Source organism: Bradyrhizobium sp. 63_E2_N1_3 (genome assembly GCF_052076005.1).
GTDB classification, from domain to species: Bacteria; Pseudomonadota; Alphaproteobacteria; order Rhizobiales; family Xanthobacteraceae; genus Bradyrhizobium; species Bradyrhizobium barranii.
Genome location: NZ_CP197235.1, coordinates 6,389,802 through 6,404,534 on the forward strand (window position 1 = coordinate 6,389,802; position 14,733 = coordinate 6,404,534).

13 protein-coding genes and 1 riboswitch are annotated in these 14,733 nt (G+C 67.0%); of the genes, 5 read left to right on the forward strand and 8 right to left on the reverse strand.

The genetic code is table 11. From position 1 onward, the window contains the following. The 5 genes from AB7531_RS30615 to AB7531_RS30635 are packed head-to-tail and all read right to left on the reverse strand — an operon-like array spanning position 1 to position 6,458. A complete protein-coding gene (locus tag AB7531_RS30615; protein ID WP_441280216.1) occupies positions 1-630 on the reverse strand; it encodes a precorrin-8X methylmutase in 630 nt (209 codons plus the stop codon). Then, positions 630-1,793 (reverse strand): precorrin-3B synthase, encoded by a 1,164-nt coding sequence (cobG, locus tag AB7531_RS30620; protein WP_063984434.1) that lies wholly within the window; start codon positions 1,791-1,793, stop codon positions 630-632. Before cobG ends, AB7531_RS30615 begins: the two co-directional genes overlap by 1 nt. After that, positions 1,790-5,038 carry a cobaltochelatase subunit CobN gene (gene cobN, locus AB7531_RS30625; protein WP_063984435.1) on the reverse strand — a complete coding sequence of 1,083 codons (3,249 nt, stop codon included), beginning with the start codon at positions 5,036-5,038 and terminating at the stop codon, positions 1,790-1,792. Before cobN ends, cobG begins: the two co-directional genes overlap by 4 nt. After that, the gene (cobW, locus tag AB7531_RS30630; protein ID WP_063984436.1) at positions 5,038-6,087 is read right to left on the reverse strand and encodes a cobalamin biosynthesis protein CobW; all 1,050 of its coding nucleotides are present in this window, start codon (positions 6,085-6,087) and stop codon (positions 5,038-5,040) included. The genes cobN and cobW overlap by 1 nt, the downstream gene beginning before the upstream one ends. Further along, positions 6,084-6,458 (reverse strand): DUF1636 family protein, encoded by a 375-nt coding sequence (locus AB7531_RS30635; protein ID WP_028148471.1) that lies wholly within the window; start codon positions 6,456-6,458, stop codon positions 6,084-6,086. Before AB7531_RS30635 ends, cobW begins: the two co-directional genes overlap by 4 nt. 96 nt (positions 6,459-6,554) lie before the next feature. Further along, positions 6,555-6,778, reverse strand: a riboswitch (cobalamin riboswitch). Between the two features lie 40 nt (positions 6,779-6,818). On the opposite strand from AB7531_RS30635, the gene cobO reads away from it, so the two are divergent. Then, positions 6,819-7,454 carry a cob(I)yrinic acid a,c-diamide adenosyltransferase gene (gene cobO / locus AB7531_RS30640; protein ID WP_028148472.1) on the forward strand — a complete coding sequence of 212 codons (636 nt, stop codon included), beginning with the start codon at positions 6,819-6,821 and terminating at the stop codon, positions 7,452-7,454. A 23-nt stretch (positions 7,455-7,477) separates the two neighbouring features. Further along, positions 7,478-8,926, forward strand: coding sequence for a cobyric acid synthase (locus tag AB7531_RS30645; protein ID WP_063984437.1), 1,449 nt, complete (start codon positions 7,478-7,480; stop codon positions 8,924-8,926). Here AB7531_RS30645 and cobD read toward each other — a convergent pair. Together cobD and cbiB are read right to left on the reverse strand one after the other, a co-directional pair. Continuing rightward, positions 8,915-9,880 carry a threonine-phosphate decarboxylase CobD gene (cobD, locus tag AB7531_RS30650; protein ID WP_063984438.1) on the reverse strand — a complete coding sequence of 322 codons (966 nt, stop codon included), beginning with the start codon at positions 9,878-9,880 and terminating at the stop codon, positions 8,915-8,917. The genes AB7531_RS30645 and cobD overlap by 12 nt on opposite strands. Positions 9,881-9,891: 11 nt before the next feature. After that, positions 9,892-10,833 (reverse strand): adenosylcobinamide-phosphate synthase CbiB, encoded by a 942-nt coding sequence (gene cbiB / locus AB7531_RS30655; RefSeq protein WP_063986534.1) that lies wholly within the window; start codon positions 10,831-10,833, stop codon positions 9,892-9,894. A 121-nt stretch (positions 10,834-10,954) separates the two neighbouring features. On the opposite strand from cbiB, the gene cobU reads away from it, so the two are divergent. The 3 genes from cobU to bluB are packed head-to-tail and all read left to right on the forward strand — an operon-like array spanning position 10,955 to position 12,877. Further along, positions 10,955-11,461 (forward strand): bifunctional adenosylcobinamide kinase/adenosylcobinamide-phosphate guanylyltransferase, encoded by a 507-nt coding sequence (gene cobU / locus AB7531_RS30660; protein ID WP_063984439.1) that lies wholly within the window; start codon positions 10,955-10,957, stop codon positions 11,459-11,461. Further along, positions 11,458-12,240: an adenosylcobinamide-GDP ribazoletransferase gene (gene cobS, locus AB7531_RS30665; RefSeq protein WP_063984440.1), complete on the forward strand. Its 783-nt coding sequence runs from the start codon at positions 11,458-11,460 to the stop codon at positions 12,238-12,240. Before cobU ends, cobS begins: the two co-directional genes overlap by 4 nt. A 4-nt stretch (positions 12,241-12,244) precedes the next feature. Next, positions 12,245-12,877, forward strand: coding sequence for a 5,6-dimethylbenzimidazole synthase (bluB, locus tag AB7531_RS30670; protein ID WP_063984441.1), 633 nt, complete (start codon positions 12,245-12,247; stop codon positions 12,875-12,877). A gap of 160 nt (positions 12,878-13,037) precedes the next feature. Here bluB and AB7531_RS30675 read toward each other — a convergent pair whose 3' ends face one another. Beyond that, on the reverse strand, positions 13,038-14,732 hold the full coding sequence (locus tag AB7531_RS30675; RefSeq protein WP_063984442.1) for a ShlB/FhaC/HecB family hemolysin secretion/activation protein: 1,695 nt from the start codon (positions 14,730-14,732) through the stop codon (positions 13,038-13,040). Position 14,733 lies beyond the last annotated feature (1 nt).

A 14,733-nucleotide genomic window follows, 5' to 3' on the forward strand; every position in this document is an offset into this window, starting at 1 on the left:
CTATTCGCTCCGGCTCGCCAGTGCATTCACGGCGGCGACCGCGATCGCGGAGCCCCCGAGGCGGCCCTCGACTGTCAGCGCCGGCACCGGCGGATCGGCGATCAGCGCACCCTTGGATTCGGCCGCGCCGACGAAGCCGACGGGACAACCGATGATCGCCGCAGGCCGTGGGCAGCCCGGGTCCTCGAGCATGTTGAGGAGATGAAACAGCGCGGTCGGCGCGTTACCGATCGCAACGATTGCGCCGTCGAGATGCGGTCGCCACAACTCCAGCGCCGCGGCCGAGCGCGTGTTGCGCATGGACTGCGCGAGCGCGGGAACGGCTTCGTCGCCGAGCGTGCAGATCACGGCGTTGGCCGCAGGCAATCTCGCGCGCGTAATTCCTTCCGAGACCATGCGCGCGTCGCACAGGATCGGCGCGCCCTTCTGCAAGGCCGCGCGTGCGGCCGTCACCATGCCTGATGTGAAGCGGATATGCGCCTCGAGGCCCACCATGCCGGCGGCGTGGATCATCCGCACCACGACCTGCTCCTCGTCCGGCGAAAAGCGCGCAAGGTCCGCTTCAGCCCGGATGGTAGCAAAAGACTGCCGATAGATCGCCGCACCGTCGGTCTCGTAGGTGTGCGGCATCAGTGGCCTCCGACCAGGATGGAGGGATCGCTGACGATGTCGGCACCATTGAGGCCGCGCAGAACCGGCTCATCGCGAGTCGAGCCGTCGCGGACGAGATCGAATCCGGCGCTGGTCGCAACCAGCGTCACCGCGGACGCACCGGAACGCGCGCAGCCCTTGGCGCAGCCGGAGACGTGCAGCCGCGTATCGAGGGCGATGCGCGGCGCAAGGGCGGAAGCGAGCGCGCGGGTATCGGCATGCGCCTCGCGGCAGCGCGGAGCGCCGCTACAAGCGATGACGCGCAGCGCCGGATCATACGGCTCGGTGATGAGGCCTGCCCCACTCGGCATCTCGCGCTTGCCCTCGCTCAACACCATCCGCCATGGCGTCATGCGCAGCGCATGTCCGCACCCGGAAAACTGATGGAGCGTCGTGTGCAGCATCTGCCCGAACGCGACGCCGACCAGGGCGCCATGCGGATAATGACCGGGTCGTGACGCCGCCATGACCGGAGCAGGCTCGGTTTCGCCGCTCAACGACTCCGGCAATTCCGCGCCGGCCGCGACATGAGCTGCCATGCGCCCTCGCCCGCCCTTCGCGCCGCCGGACGTGATGAACCAGTTGGCGAGCGCGAGCGCCGTACTCACGGCCTCACCGCGCGCGACGGAGCGGCCCAGCCTTGCGCCATCGGCCCGCACCACGAGCCGGCCGCCGCGATCGCGTTCGATGCGCACGTCGGCGGAATCGCCGGCGAGTACGCGCGACTTTCCATCGTCGATGGCGAAGCCGAACTTTGTGGGAAGATCGAGCGTGCTGTCCGCGAGCGCTTCCTCAAGCTCCGCGGCGAGCGCCTGTGTCTCGTCACCGCTGTTCCAGAACGGCGTCACCAAAATGTTGCGCCGGGCTTCGATGTCGGAATCGGGGTCGAGCAGCCGCAGCAACGCGAGTCCATCGAGCAGCCGGCGATGGCCCTGCTCGCTGACGCCTCTGATCTGGAGGTTGGCGCGGCTCGTCACATCGATGAGACCATTGCCGTAGCGTTCGGCGAGCTCGGCAAGGCCGGCGACTTGGGCGGCTTCAAGCCTTCCGCCGAACGGGCGCACGCGAACCACGAGCCCATCGCCCGATTGCATCGGGCGCAACGCGCCGGGACACCAGCCCTTGATCGCGGCCGCACTCATGAAGCCTCCTTCAGCGCAGCCGCGATCGAATTGCGGCGCGTTCGCCAGAGCGAGGCTTCGTGCAGGCGTGTGAAGCAGGTCTCCATCGCGGCGAGCGCCGCCGGATTCTCGCGGGCCATGAAGCTGCGGACATCGGCGTCGCCGAGCGTCGCATCGTAGTAGAGATCGAACAGATGCGGCGGTACGGCGCCGGCCAGATGCGCGAAGGCGGCCATGTGCTCCAGCGTCGCGGTAATCTCGGCGGCGCCGCGAAAACCATGCCGCATCATGCCGGCGATCCAGGCCGGATTGGCCGCGCGTGCGCGAACGACACGGGAGATTTCCTCGGTCAGCGTCCGCGCGTGCGGCTGCTCGGGCCGCGTCGTATCGAGGTGATAGAGCGATGGTCCTGCCGCACCGAGATGCGCTGCGGCCGCCGCGATGCCTGCTTCATGCGCGGCGTAATCCGCGGCGAGCAGAAGATCGGTCTCCGGCAAGTCCTGGACGTGCACGAAAGCATCGGCGGCTGCGAGCCGCGTCTCGATGCCGGCACGATCCGGCTGCATCGCACCGTCCGCCGAGAACGCCCAGGACGATGCCGAAAGCCAGGCTTCGCCGGCGGCATCACGCGTCTCGGCCGTGAAGGCATCGGGGATCGCGGACAGGCCGACGCCATATTGTCCGGGACGCGGCGCGAACACGCGCGAGGCGCGGTGGCGATAGGGATTCTCGTCGCCCTCATCCTCGCGCGTTGCGAGCGTCTCGGCGGCGGCCTCGAACAATTGCGCAAGGCCGGAGAAGACATCGCGGAACAGGCCCGACACGCGGAGCGTGACGTCGATACGGGGGCGCCCGAGCTCGGCCGGCGCGATGATGTCGTAGCCGGTGACGCGGCCGGAGGCGTGATCCCAGTGCGGCGCAAGGCCGGCAAGATGCAGCGCCATGGCGAACTCCTCGCCGGCGGTCCGCATCGTCGCCGAGCCCCAGAGATCGACCACGAGGCCTTTCGGCCAGTCGCCGTGATCCTGCAAATGGCGACGCAGCAGCTCTTCCGCAAGCCTGATGCCTTGCGCATGCGCCGACGGCGTCGGCACCGCTCGCGGATCGACGGCAAAGAGATTGCGCCCCGTGGGCAGAACGTCCTGGCGTCCGCGATACGGCGAGCCCGACGGCCCCGGCGCAACGCGCTGCCCCGCGAGGGCGGAACGCAACGCATCGCGCTCCGCGTCGGCGCAAGTGCCGCGGCCGAACACGTGCAACCCGTCGCCGAACTGGCTCTCCTTGAGATCGCAGACGAAGCGATCGATCCGCGGGATCGCTTCCGCCGGTGCAGCCGATGCATCGAGACCGAGATCGTCCTCGAGGCCCGCCGCACGCGCTTCGTCGCGAATCGCGGCGATCAGACGCTGACGTCTGGCGGGGTCGAGGCCATCGGCGGTCGAATATTCGTCCAGCAGACGTTCGAGCCGGCGTAGGCCGTCCGGCACCGCAGATTGTTCCAGCGGCGGCGGCAGATGGCCGATGGTGACGGCACCCAAGCGCCGCTTGGCCTGCGCGGCCTCGCCGGGATCGTTGACGATGAAGGGATAGATGACCGGCAGATCGCCGATCAGGGCTTCCGGCCAGCAATGTGAGGACAGCGCCACGGATTTTCCGGGCAGCCATTCCAGCGTGCCATGGGCGCCCATGTGCACAACGGCATCGATGGCCTGCCCGCGGAACCAGAGATAGAACGCGACATAGGCATGGCGCGGTGTGCGGGCAAGATCGTGATAGTCGGCATCGCGCGTGGTCGCATCGCCGCGCTCGGGCTGAACCGCGATGATCGATCGGCCACTTGCGACGGCTGCGAATTGAAATGCACCGTCGCGACAGCTCGGGTCATCCTCCGGCGCGCCCCAGGCCTGCGCGAGATCATCCTGCAAGGCTTGCGGCAGGCGCGAGAGCGCCGCGCGGTAGTCGGCGACGCTCCAGGTCAGTTGCTGCTTCAGCAACGTTTCGCCAAGTGCGGAGACCGGCACAACATCGAAGCCGGCCTCTGTCAGGTCAGACAGCAATGCCTCCACCGACGCCAGCGCATCGAGCCCGACGGCATGCGCGATCTGATGCGGACGGCCCGGGTAGTTCGAGAGCACGAGCGCCACCCGCTTCTCGGCGGCTGGCGTCGCCGCGAGGCGCCGCCAGGCCGCAACGCGCGCGGCGACGGCCTTGACGCGCTCCTCGTCGGGCCGGTGCGCCAGATGCGAAAATTGCAGATCGGGATCACGCTCCGCGGCCGATTTGAAACTCACCACGCCCGCGAACAGGCGGCCGTCGACCTCCGGCAGCACCACATGCATCGCGAGATCGCCGGGCGACAGGCCGCGCAGCGACTCCGCCCAGTCTTCGCGCCGTGCCGATGAGAGCGCGACCTGGAAGACGGGACATGATGCAGCATCGAACGGTGTCGTGCCGTCGTCGCCCATCGCCGAGAACGCCGTCGCGTTGACGATCGCGGCCGGAGGATTCGTCGCGAAATAGGTCCGCAGCCAGTCCGCAACGCCCGGAGCCTTCAGCGAGGTGACGAACGCGCCGTACGCGTCAAAGCCGCGCTCGCGCAGCGCCGCGATCAGGGCGTCGACCGGCCCGGTATCCGCGGCGGTGAGATAGGAGCGATAGAAGGTCACGAACGCGAGCGGCTTTCCCTCGCCTGCCATCGGCGCAGCAATGACGCCACGCGCGGGATCGTAAAAGCCCATCTCAGGCAGGTTCATCTCGCCGACGACCGGGCCTGCGTAAAGGCCCGAGGCCAACGCGAGCTGCGCGATCGCGGCCTGCGCTGCAACAGGACCGCCGGTGTCACAGAGCACCTTGAGCCGGCGCAGCGTCGAAACCGGCAGGGTCGAGTAGGCATCGAGCCGCGTGTCGTCGCGGCCGTCGGCCGGCAGCACGGCCAGCACGATATTGCGGTCCTTCGCCAGCTGCTGCAGGGCCGCGAGCCCGTACGGCCAATAGGATTCACCGCCGATCAGGCGCACCAGGATGCCGCGTGCCTGCGACAGCGTGCGCTCGACATAGGTGTCGACCGACAACGGATGACGCAGCTCCGCGAGATTGGCGAGCCGCAGCGACGGCAGGCTGTTGCGGCCGCGCCGCCAGCCGGCCGCGAACGCGGCAAGGTCGGAATCCGAGTACGAGAGCACCACGAGATCGGCCGGGTCCTGGCCGATGTCCCTTGGCGTCGCAGTCTCCTCGAGACCGCGGCTCTCGCGGAAGACGACGTGCATCAGATACCAGATCCTGAAAGCCCAAGTCCGACCTTGATCGCGGCCTCGTCGATATCGCCGTGCTCGCCGATCACGACGAGCTTCGACTGCCTGAGAGCTGCGCCCCAGGGCTTGTCGAACTGGTGGCGCACGCGCTCGCCGACCGCTTGCAGCAACAGGCGCATCGGCTTGCCCGCGACCGCGATATAGCCCTTGACGCGCAGCACGTTCTGCTCGCGCGAAAGACGCTGCACCGATGCGACCAATGCTTCGATGTCGGTAACCTCCGGAAGATCGATCACGACGGAGGCGAAATCGTCGTGCTCGTGATCCTCCTCGCCGTCGTGATGCGAGGGGCGCGCGGCGAGATCGTTCTCTGCGGCAGCGCCGAGGCCAAGGATGACACGCGCATCGATCGCGCCATCGGTGACGGATAGCATCGGCACGCGGCGCGGCATCTCCGCGGTGATGGCGGCTTTGGCGGCTTCGATCCCTGCGGGCCCCGCAAGATCAGCCTTGGTCAGCAGCACGATGTCGGCGCAGGCGATCTGGTCCTCGAACACTTCCGACAGCGGCGTCTCGTGATCGAGATTTCCATCCGCCGCGCGCTGCGCTTCCACCGCAGCCGGGTCCGGCGCAAAACGGCCGGCGGCGACAGCCTCGGCATCGGCGAGCGCAATCACGCCGTCGACCGTGATCCGCGAGCGGATCTCCGGCCAGTCGAACGCCTTCAACAGCGGCTTCGGCAGCGCCAGGCCCGAGGTCTCGATCAGGATGTGATCGGGCCGCACCGGCCGCGCCAAGAGCTTTTCCATGGTCGGAATGAAATCGTCCGCAACGGTGCAGCAGATGCAGCCATTGGCGAGCTCGACGATGTTCTCCTCCGGGCAGTTGGCATCGGCGCAGGATTTCAGGATCTCGCCGTCGACGCCCTCGCTGCCGAACTCGTTGACGAGCACCGCGAGCTTCTTGCCGTCAGGGTTTGCGAGCAGATGCTGGATCAGCGTCGTCTTGCCTGAGCCGAGAAAACCGGTGACCACCGTCACAGGGACTTTTGCGAGCGAGTTCATTCGGCGGCCTCCGGCAACACGGCAATGGGGGGAATGCGGGCAAGCGACTGCTTGCGGAAGATTTCGGGACGGCTGCGCCAGGGCACGAGGCCATCGGGCGCGGCGGCATAGGCCGCAGCACCCGCGACCACGTCGCTCGCATGGGCCTCTGACAGACGGCCATAGACATAGGACCAGCGGCCGGGCGCGCTGAGCGCAACCGAGCAACCCTGGCTGCATGCCGACAGGCATTCAACGGGAACCACATTGACGCCCTCAGGCACGCCGGCGTCGAGGATCGCACCATGCAGGCGCTTGCCGGGCGTCGTCTCACCCTCGTCGAGCGTCTGGCCGGCACGGCAGGTAATACAGACGTGAAGTGTGACGGTCATCGCCTCTTCCAGGATAAACAGCGGGAGGCGAAGAGGCACACGGACCATTCCCCCGAAGGTCCGTTTCCCCGTCGCGGAACACCCCGTCCGCCGGTCCAAAACTCGTCCGCGCTGGCAGGTCTCCCGGCTTGCGGAGCAGGGCTTTTGGCCCTTCGATCCCCGCCTTCCCGATCCCCTGCGGGGGATCAGTGGCCTCGGGCATCTCTCCGGTCACGGTCGCGGGGGCGGCTGCAGTTTGGAGCCGAATCTTGTCGATTCGGACCCTATCGCATTCCCTCTTCGCCTGTCATAGGACAGGAACCAACGCCGGGCCACCATTTGCCCCCGGCCGCCTCTTGTCAAGCCGAAGGACCCTGTCAGATGACGCCTGAACCGGATACCCAAACGGCCGAGGAAACCGACGCCCGCCACGCCGCGAAAATGGCGAAAATCAAGGTCGCCCGCGACAAGATCATGGCGACCAAGAGCGGCGAGAAGGGCCTCATCATCGTCCACACCGGCGCCGGCAAGGGCAAGTCCTCCTCCGCTTTCGGCATGATCGTCCGCTGTGTCGCCCATGGCTTCCCCTGCGCGGTCGTGCAGTTCATCAAGGGCGCCTGGGACACCGGCGAGCGGCGCCTGCTCACCGGCCATTTCGGCGAGCTCTGCCAGTTCCATGCGATGGGCGAAGGTTTCACCTGGGAGACGCAGGACCGCGCCCGCGACATCGCCGCGGCGCAGGCCGGCTGGGCGAAGGCCAAGGAGCTGATATCAGATTCCAATCTGCGCATGGTCGTGCTCGACGAGATCAACATCGCGCTGCGCTACGACTATCTCGACATCGCCGAGGTCGTCGACTTCCTGAAAACGCACAAGCCGCCGATGACGCATGTCGTGCTCACCGGGCGCAATGCCAAGGACGAGCTGATCGAGATCGCCGATCTCGTCACCGAGATGACGCTGGTCAAGCACCCCTTCCGCTCCGGCATCAAGGCGCAAGCCGGCGTCGAGTTCTGACGACGCCAGATTCTGAAAACACCATGGCGCGCGCATTGATGATCCAGGGGGCCGGCTCGGACGTGGGCAAGTCGCTCATCGTCGCCGGCCTCGCCCGCGCCTTCACGCGGCGCGGCCTGCGCGTGCTGCCCTTCAAGCCGCAGAACATGTCGAACAACGCGGCCGTGACCGTCGACGGCGGCGAGATCGGCCGCGCGCAGGCTCTGCAGGCGCTCGCCGCCGGTGTCGAGCCGCACACCGACATGAATCCGGTGCTGCTCAAGCCCGAGACCGACGTCGGCGCGCAGGTGATCGTGCAGGGAAAGCGCATCGCGGCCGCGCGGGCGCGCGAATATGCGGCGATGAAACCGTCGCTGATGGGCGCGGTGCTGGAAAGTTTCGAGAGGCTGAAAGCGCGCGCCGATCTGGTCCTGGTCGAAGGCGCCGGCAGCCCGGCCGAGGTCAACCTGCGCAAGGCCGACATCGCCAATATGGGCTTTGCGCGCAAGGCCGACGTGCCCGTCGTGCTGGTCGGCGACATCGACCGCGGCGGCGTCATCGCCCAGCTCGTCGGCATCAAGACGGTGATCGACCCCGACGATGCCGCGATGATCGAGGGTTTCGTCATCAACAAGTTCCGCGGCGACCCCTCGCTGTTCGACGACGGCTACAAGCTGATCGAGCAGAAGACCGCGTGGCGCGGCCTCGGCGTACTGCCCTGGTTCGCGCGCGCCGGCGAGCTGCCGGCCGAGGATGCGCTGGGGCTGAGCGACGCGCGCAAGCCAGGCCAGTGCAAGATCGCCTGCCTCGCGCTGTCGCGGATCGCCAATTTCGATGATCTTGATCCGCTGAAACTCGAACCTGGCGTCGATCTCGTGATGGTGCGGCCGGGCGAAGCCATCCCCGGCGACGTCCGCCTCGTCATCATCCCCGGCTCGAAATCCACCCGCGGCGATCTCGCCTTCCTGCGCGCGCAGGGCTGGGACATCGATCTCCTGGCGCATCATCGCCGCGGCGGCCATGTGCTTGGCCTCTGCGGCGGCTATCAGATGCTCGGGCGCAGCGTCGCCGACCCTGACGGCATCGAAGGTCCCGCAGGCGATACGCCGGGTCTCGGACTTCTGGACGTCGCCACAATGATGAGCCCGCAGAAGACGCTGACGCGCGTCGCGGCCGTGCATGCCGCCACGGACCAGCCGATCGACGCCTACGAAATCCACATCGGCCGCACCGACGGACCGGATCGCGCGCGCCCGTTTGCGAAACTGAATGGGGAGCCGGAGGGCGCGATCTCGCGCGATGGCCGCGTGCAGGGCAGCTATTTGCACGGCCTGTTCACGTCGGACGATTTCCGCAAGGCGTATCTCGCAAAGCTCGACATTCCGGCAGGCGACGAGCCTTATCACAGCAGGGTTGAGAGCGCGCTCGATGCCCTCGCCGATCACATCGAACAGCATCTCGACGTCGGCGGCCTGCTCGCGCTAGCGCGCTAGCGCCTCGGCAAGGCGCGTCCATTCGGCTTCGCTGCCGGGAAGCCCGAGGCGCAGCCATGCCGGCTCTTTCGCGAATACGCGCGACCAGATTTGGCTACGCGCCAGTTTCTCCTGCGCAGCAAGCGCATCAGGCGTCTCGTAGAGACGAAACAGCGGCGCACCACCGACGAGCCGCCAGCCTTGCGACTGCACGATGTCGTCGAGGCGGGCACAGTCGCGTGCGAGCCGCGCTGACGTCGCCTCGGCCCAGGCGTCGTCACGCAAGGCGCGGCAGCCGATCGCGATCGCCGCTCCCGACACCGGCCACGGACCTGACGCCGCCGCGAGCTTGGCGATGTCGGCCGCATTGCCGAGCGCAAACCCAAGCCTCAGGCCGGCAAGACCATAGAATTTGCCGAAGGAGCGCAGGACCAGCAGTCCAGGCCGATCCGCCTCGGATGCGAGCGACAGCTGCGGGGCAGCATCGGCAAAACTCTCGTCGATGACGAGACGGCCGACGCGCGGCAGCAGCGCCAGCAAATCCTTTGGCGCAAAACGCCGGCCATCGGGATTGTTGGGATTGACGACGACGGCGAGATCCGCGCCCGCCAGCGCGTCGAGCTCGCCGACCTCCTGGACATCCCAACCCGCAATCGACAAGACCCCGGCATATTCATTGTAGGTCGGCGCAAGGATGCGCGCGCGGCCGGCTGGCGCCAGTTGCGGCAGCAATTGAATGGCGGCCTGCGCACCACCCATCGCGACGAGCGGCGCGCTTGTGCCGTAAGCGTGCTGCGCGGCCTGATGCAGGCTCTCGATCTCGGCCCGCGACGGCAGCGCGTTCCACGCGCGCGCGCTCACCTCGCCCACGGGATAAGGCAGGCGGTTGATCCCGGTCGACAGATCGATCCAGTCCTCCGCGCGCCCGCCAAATCGCTGCTGGGCCAGATCGAGATTTCCACCGTGCTCGCGCATGCCCCGTTCTTTCACGCGAAGGCCAGGATCGCAAGGATGCCGGCGAGCAGCAGCATGGCGCGGCGGTAGATCGTCAACCCCCGGCTGATGTCCGCGGCAAGCGGATCGCGCGCGCCATCGTTGAGCCAGGGTTCGTTGGTGATGCTGCCGTGATAGATGCGGGGGCCGCTGAGCCGCACGCCAAGCCCCCCGGCCATGGCCGCTTCCGGCCAGCCGGCATTGGGCGAGCGGTGACGGCGGGCATCGCGCGTCATGCACGACAGCGCCTCCGAGCGCCGCGACGCCAACAGGACGAACAGAAAGCCGGTCAGCCGCGCCGGAATGAAGTTTGCGACATCGTCGATCCGTGCCGCGGCCCAGCCAAAAGCTTCGTGGCGCTCGTTGCGATGGCCGATCATGGAGTCCAGCGTGTTGATCGCCTTGTAGCCCAAAATGCCGGGCAGTCCGAACAGCGCGCCCCAGAACACCGGCGCCACGATGCCGTCGGAGGCGTTTTCCGCAAGGCTCTCGATAGCCGCGCGCGCGATGCCGGCTTCGTCGAGCGTTGCGGGATCGCGTCCCACGATGCGCGAAACCGCATCGCGCGCAGCAGCGATGTCGCCGGCCAGCAACGGCTTCGCGACGGCAGCGACATGATCATGGAGCGAGCGCAAGGCGACCAGCGGCCAGGCCAGCACACCCACGAGTATGATCTCCATCCATCCCCAGGGGAGCAAGGACTGAAGTACCCAGCCGATTGCGACCGAGATCGCAATCACCAGAAGCGCTCCAGCCACGCCCGCAGCACGGCGAAATGCCGGCGGATCGGAATCGCGATTCCAGGCGGCGTCGATGGCGCCGATCAGCCGGCCCAGCCAGGTCACGGGATGGCCGATCCGCGCGAACAGCCACGACGGCCAGCCCAGCAGGGCATCCACCGCCATCGCCACCGCCATCGCCCCTGCAAAACCCACGCCCACCTCCTGTCCCGCCCCTGTTGCGCAAAGCGAAGGCGGAGCGCAAGCCCCCGGCCGCCTGATTTCGGCTTTGTCTTTGGCCGCGATTGGTGATTAGTCAGGCCCACAGGAGACCTTTATGGCCGTCATCTTGATCACCGGCGGAGCACGATCGGGCAAGAGCGCCCACGCGGAAAAGCGCGCGCGCAGCTTTCCGGGCCAGCCCATCTACATCGCGACGGCCGAGGCGCTCGATGCCGAAATGGAGGTGCGCATCGCCAAGCATCGAGCCAAGCGCGCGGCCGTCGACTGGATCGAGCGAGAGGTACCACTCGATCTCCTGCAAGCTCTGATCGAGACCGATGGCGCCGGCCCAAGGCTGGTGGATTGCCTGACCTTGTGGCTCTCCAACATCATGCATGCGGGGCGTGACTGGGAACACGAACTCATGAAGCTCGCCGCTTTCATGGGCGGCCAGAAGAGCCCCGTCATTTTCGTCACCAACGAGGTCGGCCTCGGTATCGTCCCCGACAACGCGCTGGCGCGCAGCTATCGCGACGCCGCCGGAATCATGAACCAGGTCATCGCGGCGGTTTCCGACGAAGTCGAGTTCGTCGTGGCCGGCCTGCCGATGAAACTGAAATGATGCCGCGCGCCGAGCTTTTCAAAGAGATTATCGCCGATCTCAGGATGGCGGCATCGTTCGTGACGATCCTCCCCGTCGCATCGTCGAAGTCCGCGGCTGACGGCGCCGTCGCGCGCGCAACCTGGGCACTCCCCGTCGCGGGGCTGCTGGTCGGCCTCGCGGGCGCCTTGGTCTACAAGGTCTCCAGCCGGTTCGGACTGACACCGAACCTCGCCGCCCTGCTCACGCTGGCCGCGACCGCGCTCATCACCGGCGCGCTGCATGAGGACGGCCTTGCCGATACCGCCGACGGGCTCGGCGGCGGCCGGACGCGCGAGCGCAAGCTCGAGATCATGCGCGACAGCCGGATCGGCACCTATGGCGTCTGCGCGCTGATCCTGTCGTTCGGTCTGCGCTGGAGCGCGCTCGCGGCGATCGCCAATCCCTGGGCCGTCGCGCTCTCGCTGTGCGCCGCGCACACTGCCGCCCGCGCGGGCGTGCCGGCTTTCATGTCGCTGGTCCCGCCGGCACGATCTGATGGACTGTCGGCAAGCGCGGGATCGCCGCCGGGCCGCAGCGTCGCCATCGCTTTCGCTGCTGGAACGCTCGCCCTCGCCCTCGCGCTCGGGCCTGGCAAGGCGCTGGTCAGCCTGATCCTGCTGTCGCTCGCCGGCTTGATGCTGGCGCGGCTTGCCATCCGCCAGATCGGCGGGCAGACCGGCGACATCCTCGGCGCATTCGAGCAGACCGGCGAGATCCTCATTCTGCTGGTGGCGGCATCCTTCCGGATGGGAGGCTGATCTCATGGTCGAGTTCGACGACACCTTCCGCCAACATTTGCGCGAGCTGTTCGTGTGGCGCCGCGACGTGCGCCGCTTCCGCGCCGATCCGCTGCCGGCCGGCACCATCGATCGCCTGATCGAGACCGCCTGTCTCTCGCCCTCGGTCGGCCTGAGCCAGCCCTGGCGCTTCGTTGTCGTTGAAGATGCCGCACGGCGCCGCGCCGTGATCGACGACTTCAGGGCATGCAACGCCGATGCGCTGAATGCCTATGCCGGTGAGCGCGCCGCGCGCTATGCGACACTAAAGCTGTCCGGTCTCGAACAGGCCCCCGGCCACCTCGCCGTGTTCGCGGACAAGGCGAGCGACATCGGCCACGGGCTCGGCCGCGCGACCATGCCGGAGACGACGGAATATTCCGTGGTGGCCGCGATCACCGCGATGTGGCTCGCGGCGCGCGCCGACGGCATCGGCCTCGGCTGGGTGTCGATCCTCAATCCGCAGCGCGTTCACACCACTCTCGACGTGCCTGAGACCTGGAAGTTCATCGCCTATCTCTGCATCGGCTATCCGGAAGTCGAATGCGACCAGCCGGAGCTCGAGCAGGCGAAATGGGAACACCGGCGCGGCGCGGAGGAATTCACGCTGCGGCGTTGAGGCGCCCCCGCTCCATCCTCCGTCATTGCGAGCGTAGCGAAGCAATCCAGGCTGTCTCCGCGGAGGGATTCTGGATTGCTTCGTCGTACCAGCGCAAAATTGCTTTGCAATTTTGTCGCGGGCTCCTCGCAATGACGACGGAGAGAGAGGCGGCTTGTCGCTACGACCTGCTCTTGCCGGCGGCAGCCGCCACCGGCGCAGGGCTCTCCTGCTTCTGGAACATCAACAACGGTCGGAAGATGACGCGGCCATAGGCCTCGTAATGGTTCTGGGTCGAGACGGCCATCTTCAACGGCGTCGCGTAATTCGCCTCGAACGTCATGAACGACGCATAGGTCCATGAGAAGCCGACGCCGACCGAAGCGAGCTCGGTAACCCCCGGGAATGTCGAATAGACTGCGCCCCAGTCGGTGAAGATGTAGGTGTCGAACCCCTTGAGCCACGACGACCAATTGTAGTGCAGCTCGGCGTTGAAATAATAGCCGCTGTCGCCGGATGCGGAGTTGGAGGGATAGCCGCGCACGGTGGTGGGACCGCCGATCGAGAATATCTGGTCGCCCGGCAGCAGCTTTTCCTGCGTGTACTGCCAGCTCGCCAGCACATTGGCGCTGAAATTCTGCGGCCCCGCCGCGCTGGTCGCGATCAGCGAGCCGGTATAGGTGTTGAACGCGCGGTTGTTGCCGAGCACATAATCATGCCAGGTGATGTAGTTCACCGCCGGCGAGACCGTGATCGAATAGGTGTTGCCGGAATTGGTCACTGACAGCCCGGCGGTGGCCTTGTCGTAATGGTCGTCGGTCACGGAGACCGTGGCGAAGCGGCTGACCGTCTTGCCCTCGGTCTCAGCGGCGTTGAGCAATATCAGCCAGTTCTGCGTCACCCAGACCGGCTGGCTGAAATTGACCGCGGCCTGGCTCGAGCGTCCGGTGACGTCGAGCGCGACGAACGGTCCCTGGATGATCTTGATCTTGCCTTCGGTATAGCTGACGCCGACGCGGCCACCCCAGGGATTGACCGGAATGCTGTAGGCGGCGTTGCCGTTGAGATTGCCGTCGGCGCGGACGCCGTAGAAGGTCAGGCGGTCGTCGACGCCGAACAGGCCGTGGCGCTTGTAGAAGGCTCCGCCCTCCCAGCGCCCGGTGTTCTCCGCGCCCTGGTTGTCGGTGAAGAGTTGCAAGGTGTCGACCGGCGGCTCGATCACGGCGAACTGGAGATCGGTCAGGCCAAAACTCGTGCCAGGCTGGAGCAGCGCCTTGATCTGCACGTCGTTGGTCCGGTTGAACCAGATCACGTCGCGATTGAGTTTTGGAACGTCGAGGACCTCGCCTTCGGGCTCCTTCACGCGCTGAAGGATGTAATCGGTGCGGGTCTGCTTGTTGCCCTCGATGGTCGTCTTCTGGAGCCGGCCCTCGGTCAGCTTGATCTTGACCACACCGCCCTTTGCATCCTGGTCAGGCAGCGTCGCGATGCCCGTGACGATGCCGCGCTCGGTGTAGATGGCGTTGATGTCGGCAACGAGCTGCAATAGCGCAGCGATGTCGACGTTCTTGCCGACATATTTCTTCGCGATCTCGTCCAGCTCTGCCGGCGTGATGAACTTGGATGCGTCGAACTCGACCTTGCGCAGGCGGAATTTCGGCCCCCCCGGCTTCAGCAGCTGGGACTTTTCCCGCTCACCGCCGATCACCGCGGGACCGGTGAGCTTGGGCGGCGCGCTCTGCCGTTCGAGCTGGCGGCGCTGCCGGTCGACGTCGTTCTGGATCACGCCGGGATTGATCGAGGGCACTTGCGCGCGCGAAGGGGCGATGCAGCAAGCTGCAAGCCCCACCCCCAACGCGGCCCCCCAAATCCGCATC

Coding starts and splice junctions, on each gene's coding strand:
- AB7531_RS30615 (WP_441280216.1), bottom strand. CDS start 630: ATGCCGCACACCTACGAGACCGACGGTGCGGCGATCTATCGGCAGTCT.
- cobG (WP_063984434.1), bottom strand. CDS start 1,793: ATGAGTGCGGCCGCGATCAAGGGCTGGTGTCCCGGCGCGTTGCGCCCG.
- cobN (WP_063984435.1), bottom strand. CDS start 5,038: ATGCACGTCGTCTTCCGCGAGAGCCGCGGTCTCGAGGAGACTGCGACG.
- cobW (WP_063984436.1), bottom strand. CDS start 6,087: ATGAACTCGCTCGCAAAAGTCCCTGTGACGGTGGTCACCGGTTTTCTC.
- AB7531_RS30635 (WP_028148471.1), bottom strand. CDS start 6,458: ATGACCGTCACACTTCACGTCTGTATTACCTGCCGTGCCGGCCAGACG.
- cobO (WP_028148472.1), top strand. CDS start 6,819: ATGACGCCTGAACCGGATACCCAAACGGCCGAGGAAACCGACGCCCGC.
- AB7531_RS30645 (WP_063984437.1), top strand. CDS start 7,478: ATGGCGCGCGCATTGATGATCCAGGGGGCCGGCTCGGACGTGGGCAAG.
- cobD (WP_063984438.1), bottom strand. CDS start 9,880: ATGCGCGAGCACGGTGGAAATCTCGATCTGGCCCAGCAGCGATTTGGC.
- cobU (WP_063984439.1), top strand. CDS start 10,955: ATGGCCGTCATCTTGATCACCGGCGGAGCACGATCGGGCAAGAGCGCC.
- cobS (WP_063984440.1), top strand. CDS start 11,458: ATGATGCCGCGCGCCGAGCTTTTCAAAGAGATTATCGCCGATCTCAGG.
- bluB (WP_063984441.1), top strand. CDS start 12,245: ATGGTCGAGTTCGACGACACCTTCCGCCAACATTTGCGCGAGCTGTTC.
- AB7531_RS30675 (WP_063984442.1), bottom strand. CDS start 14,732: ATGCGGATTTGGGGGGCCGCGTTGGGGGTGGGGCTTGCAGCTTGCTGC.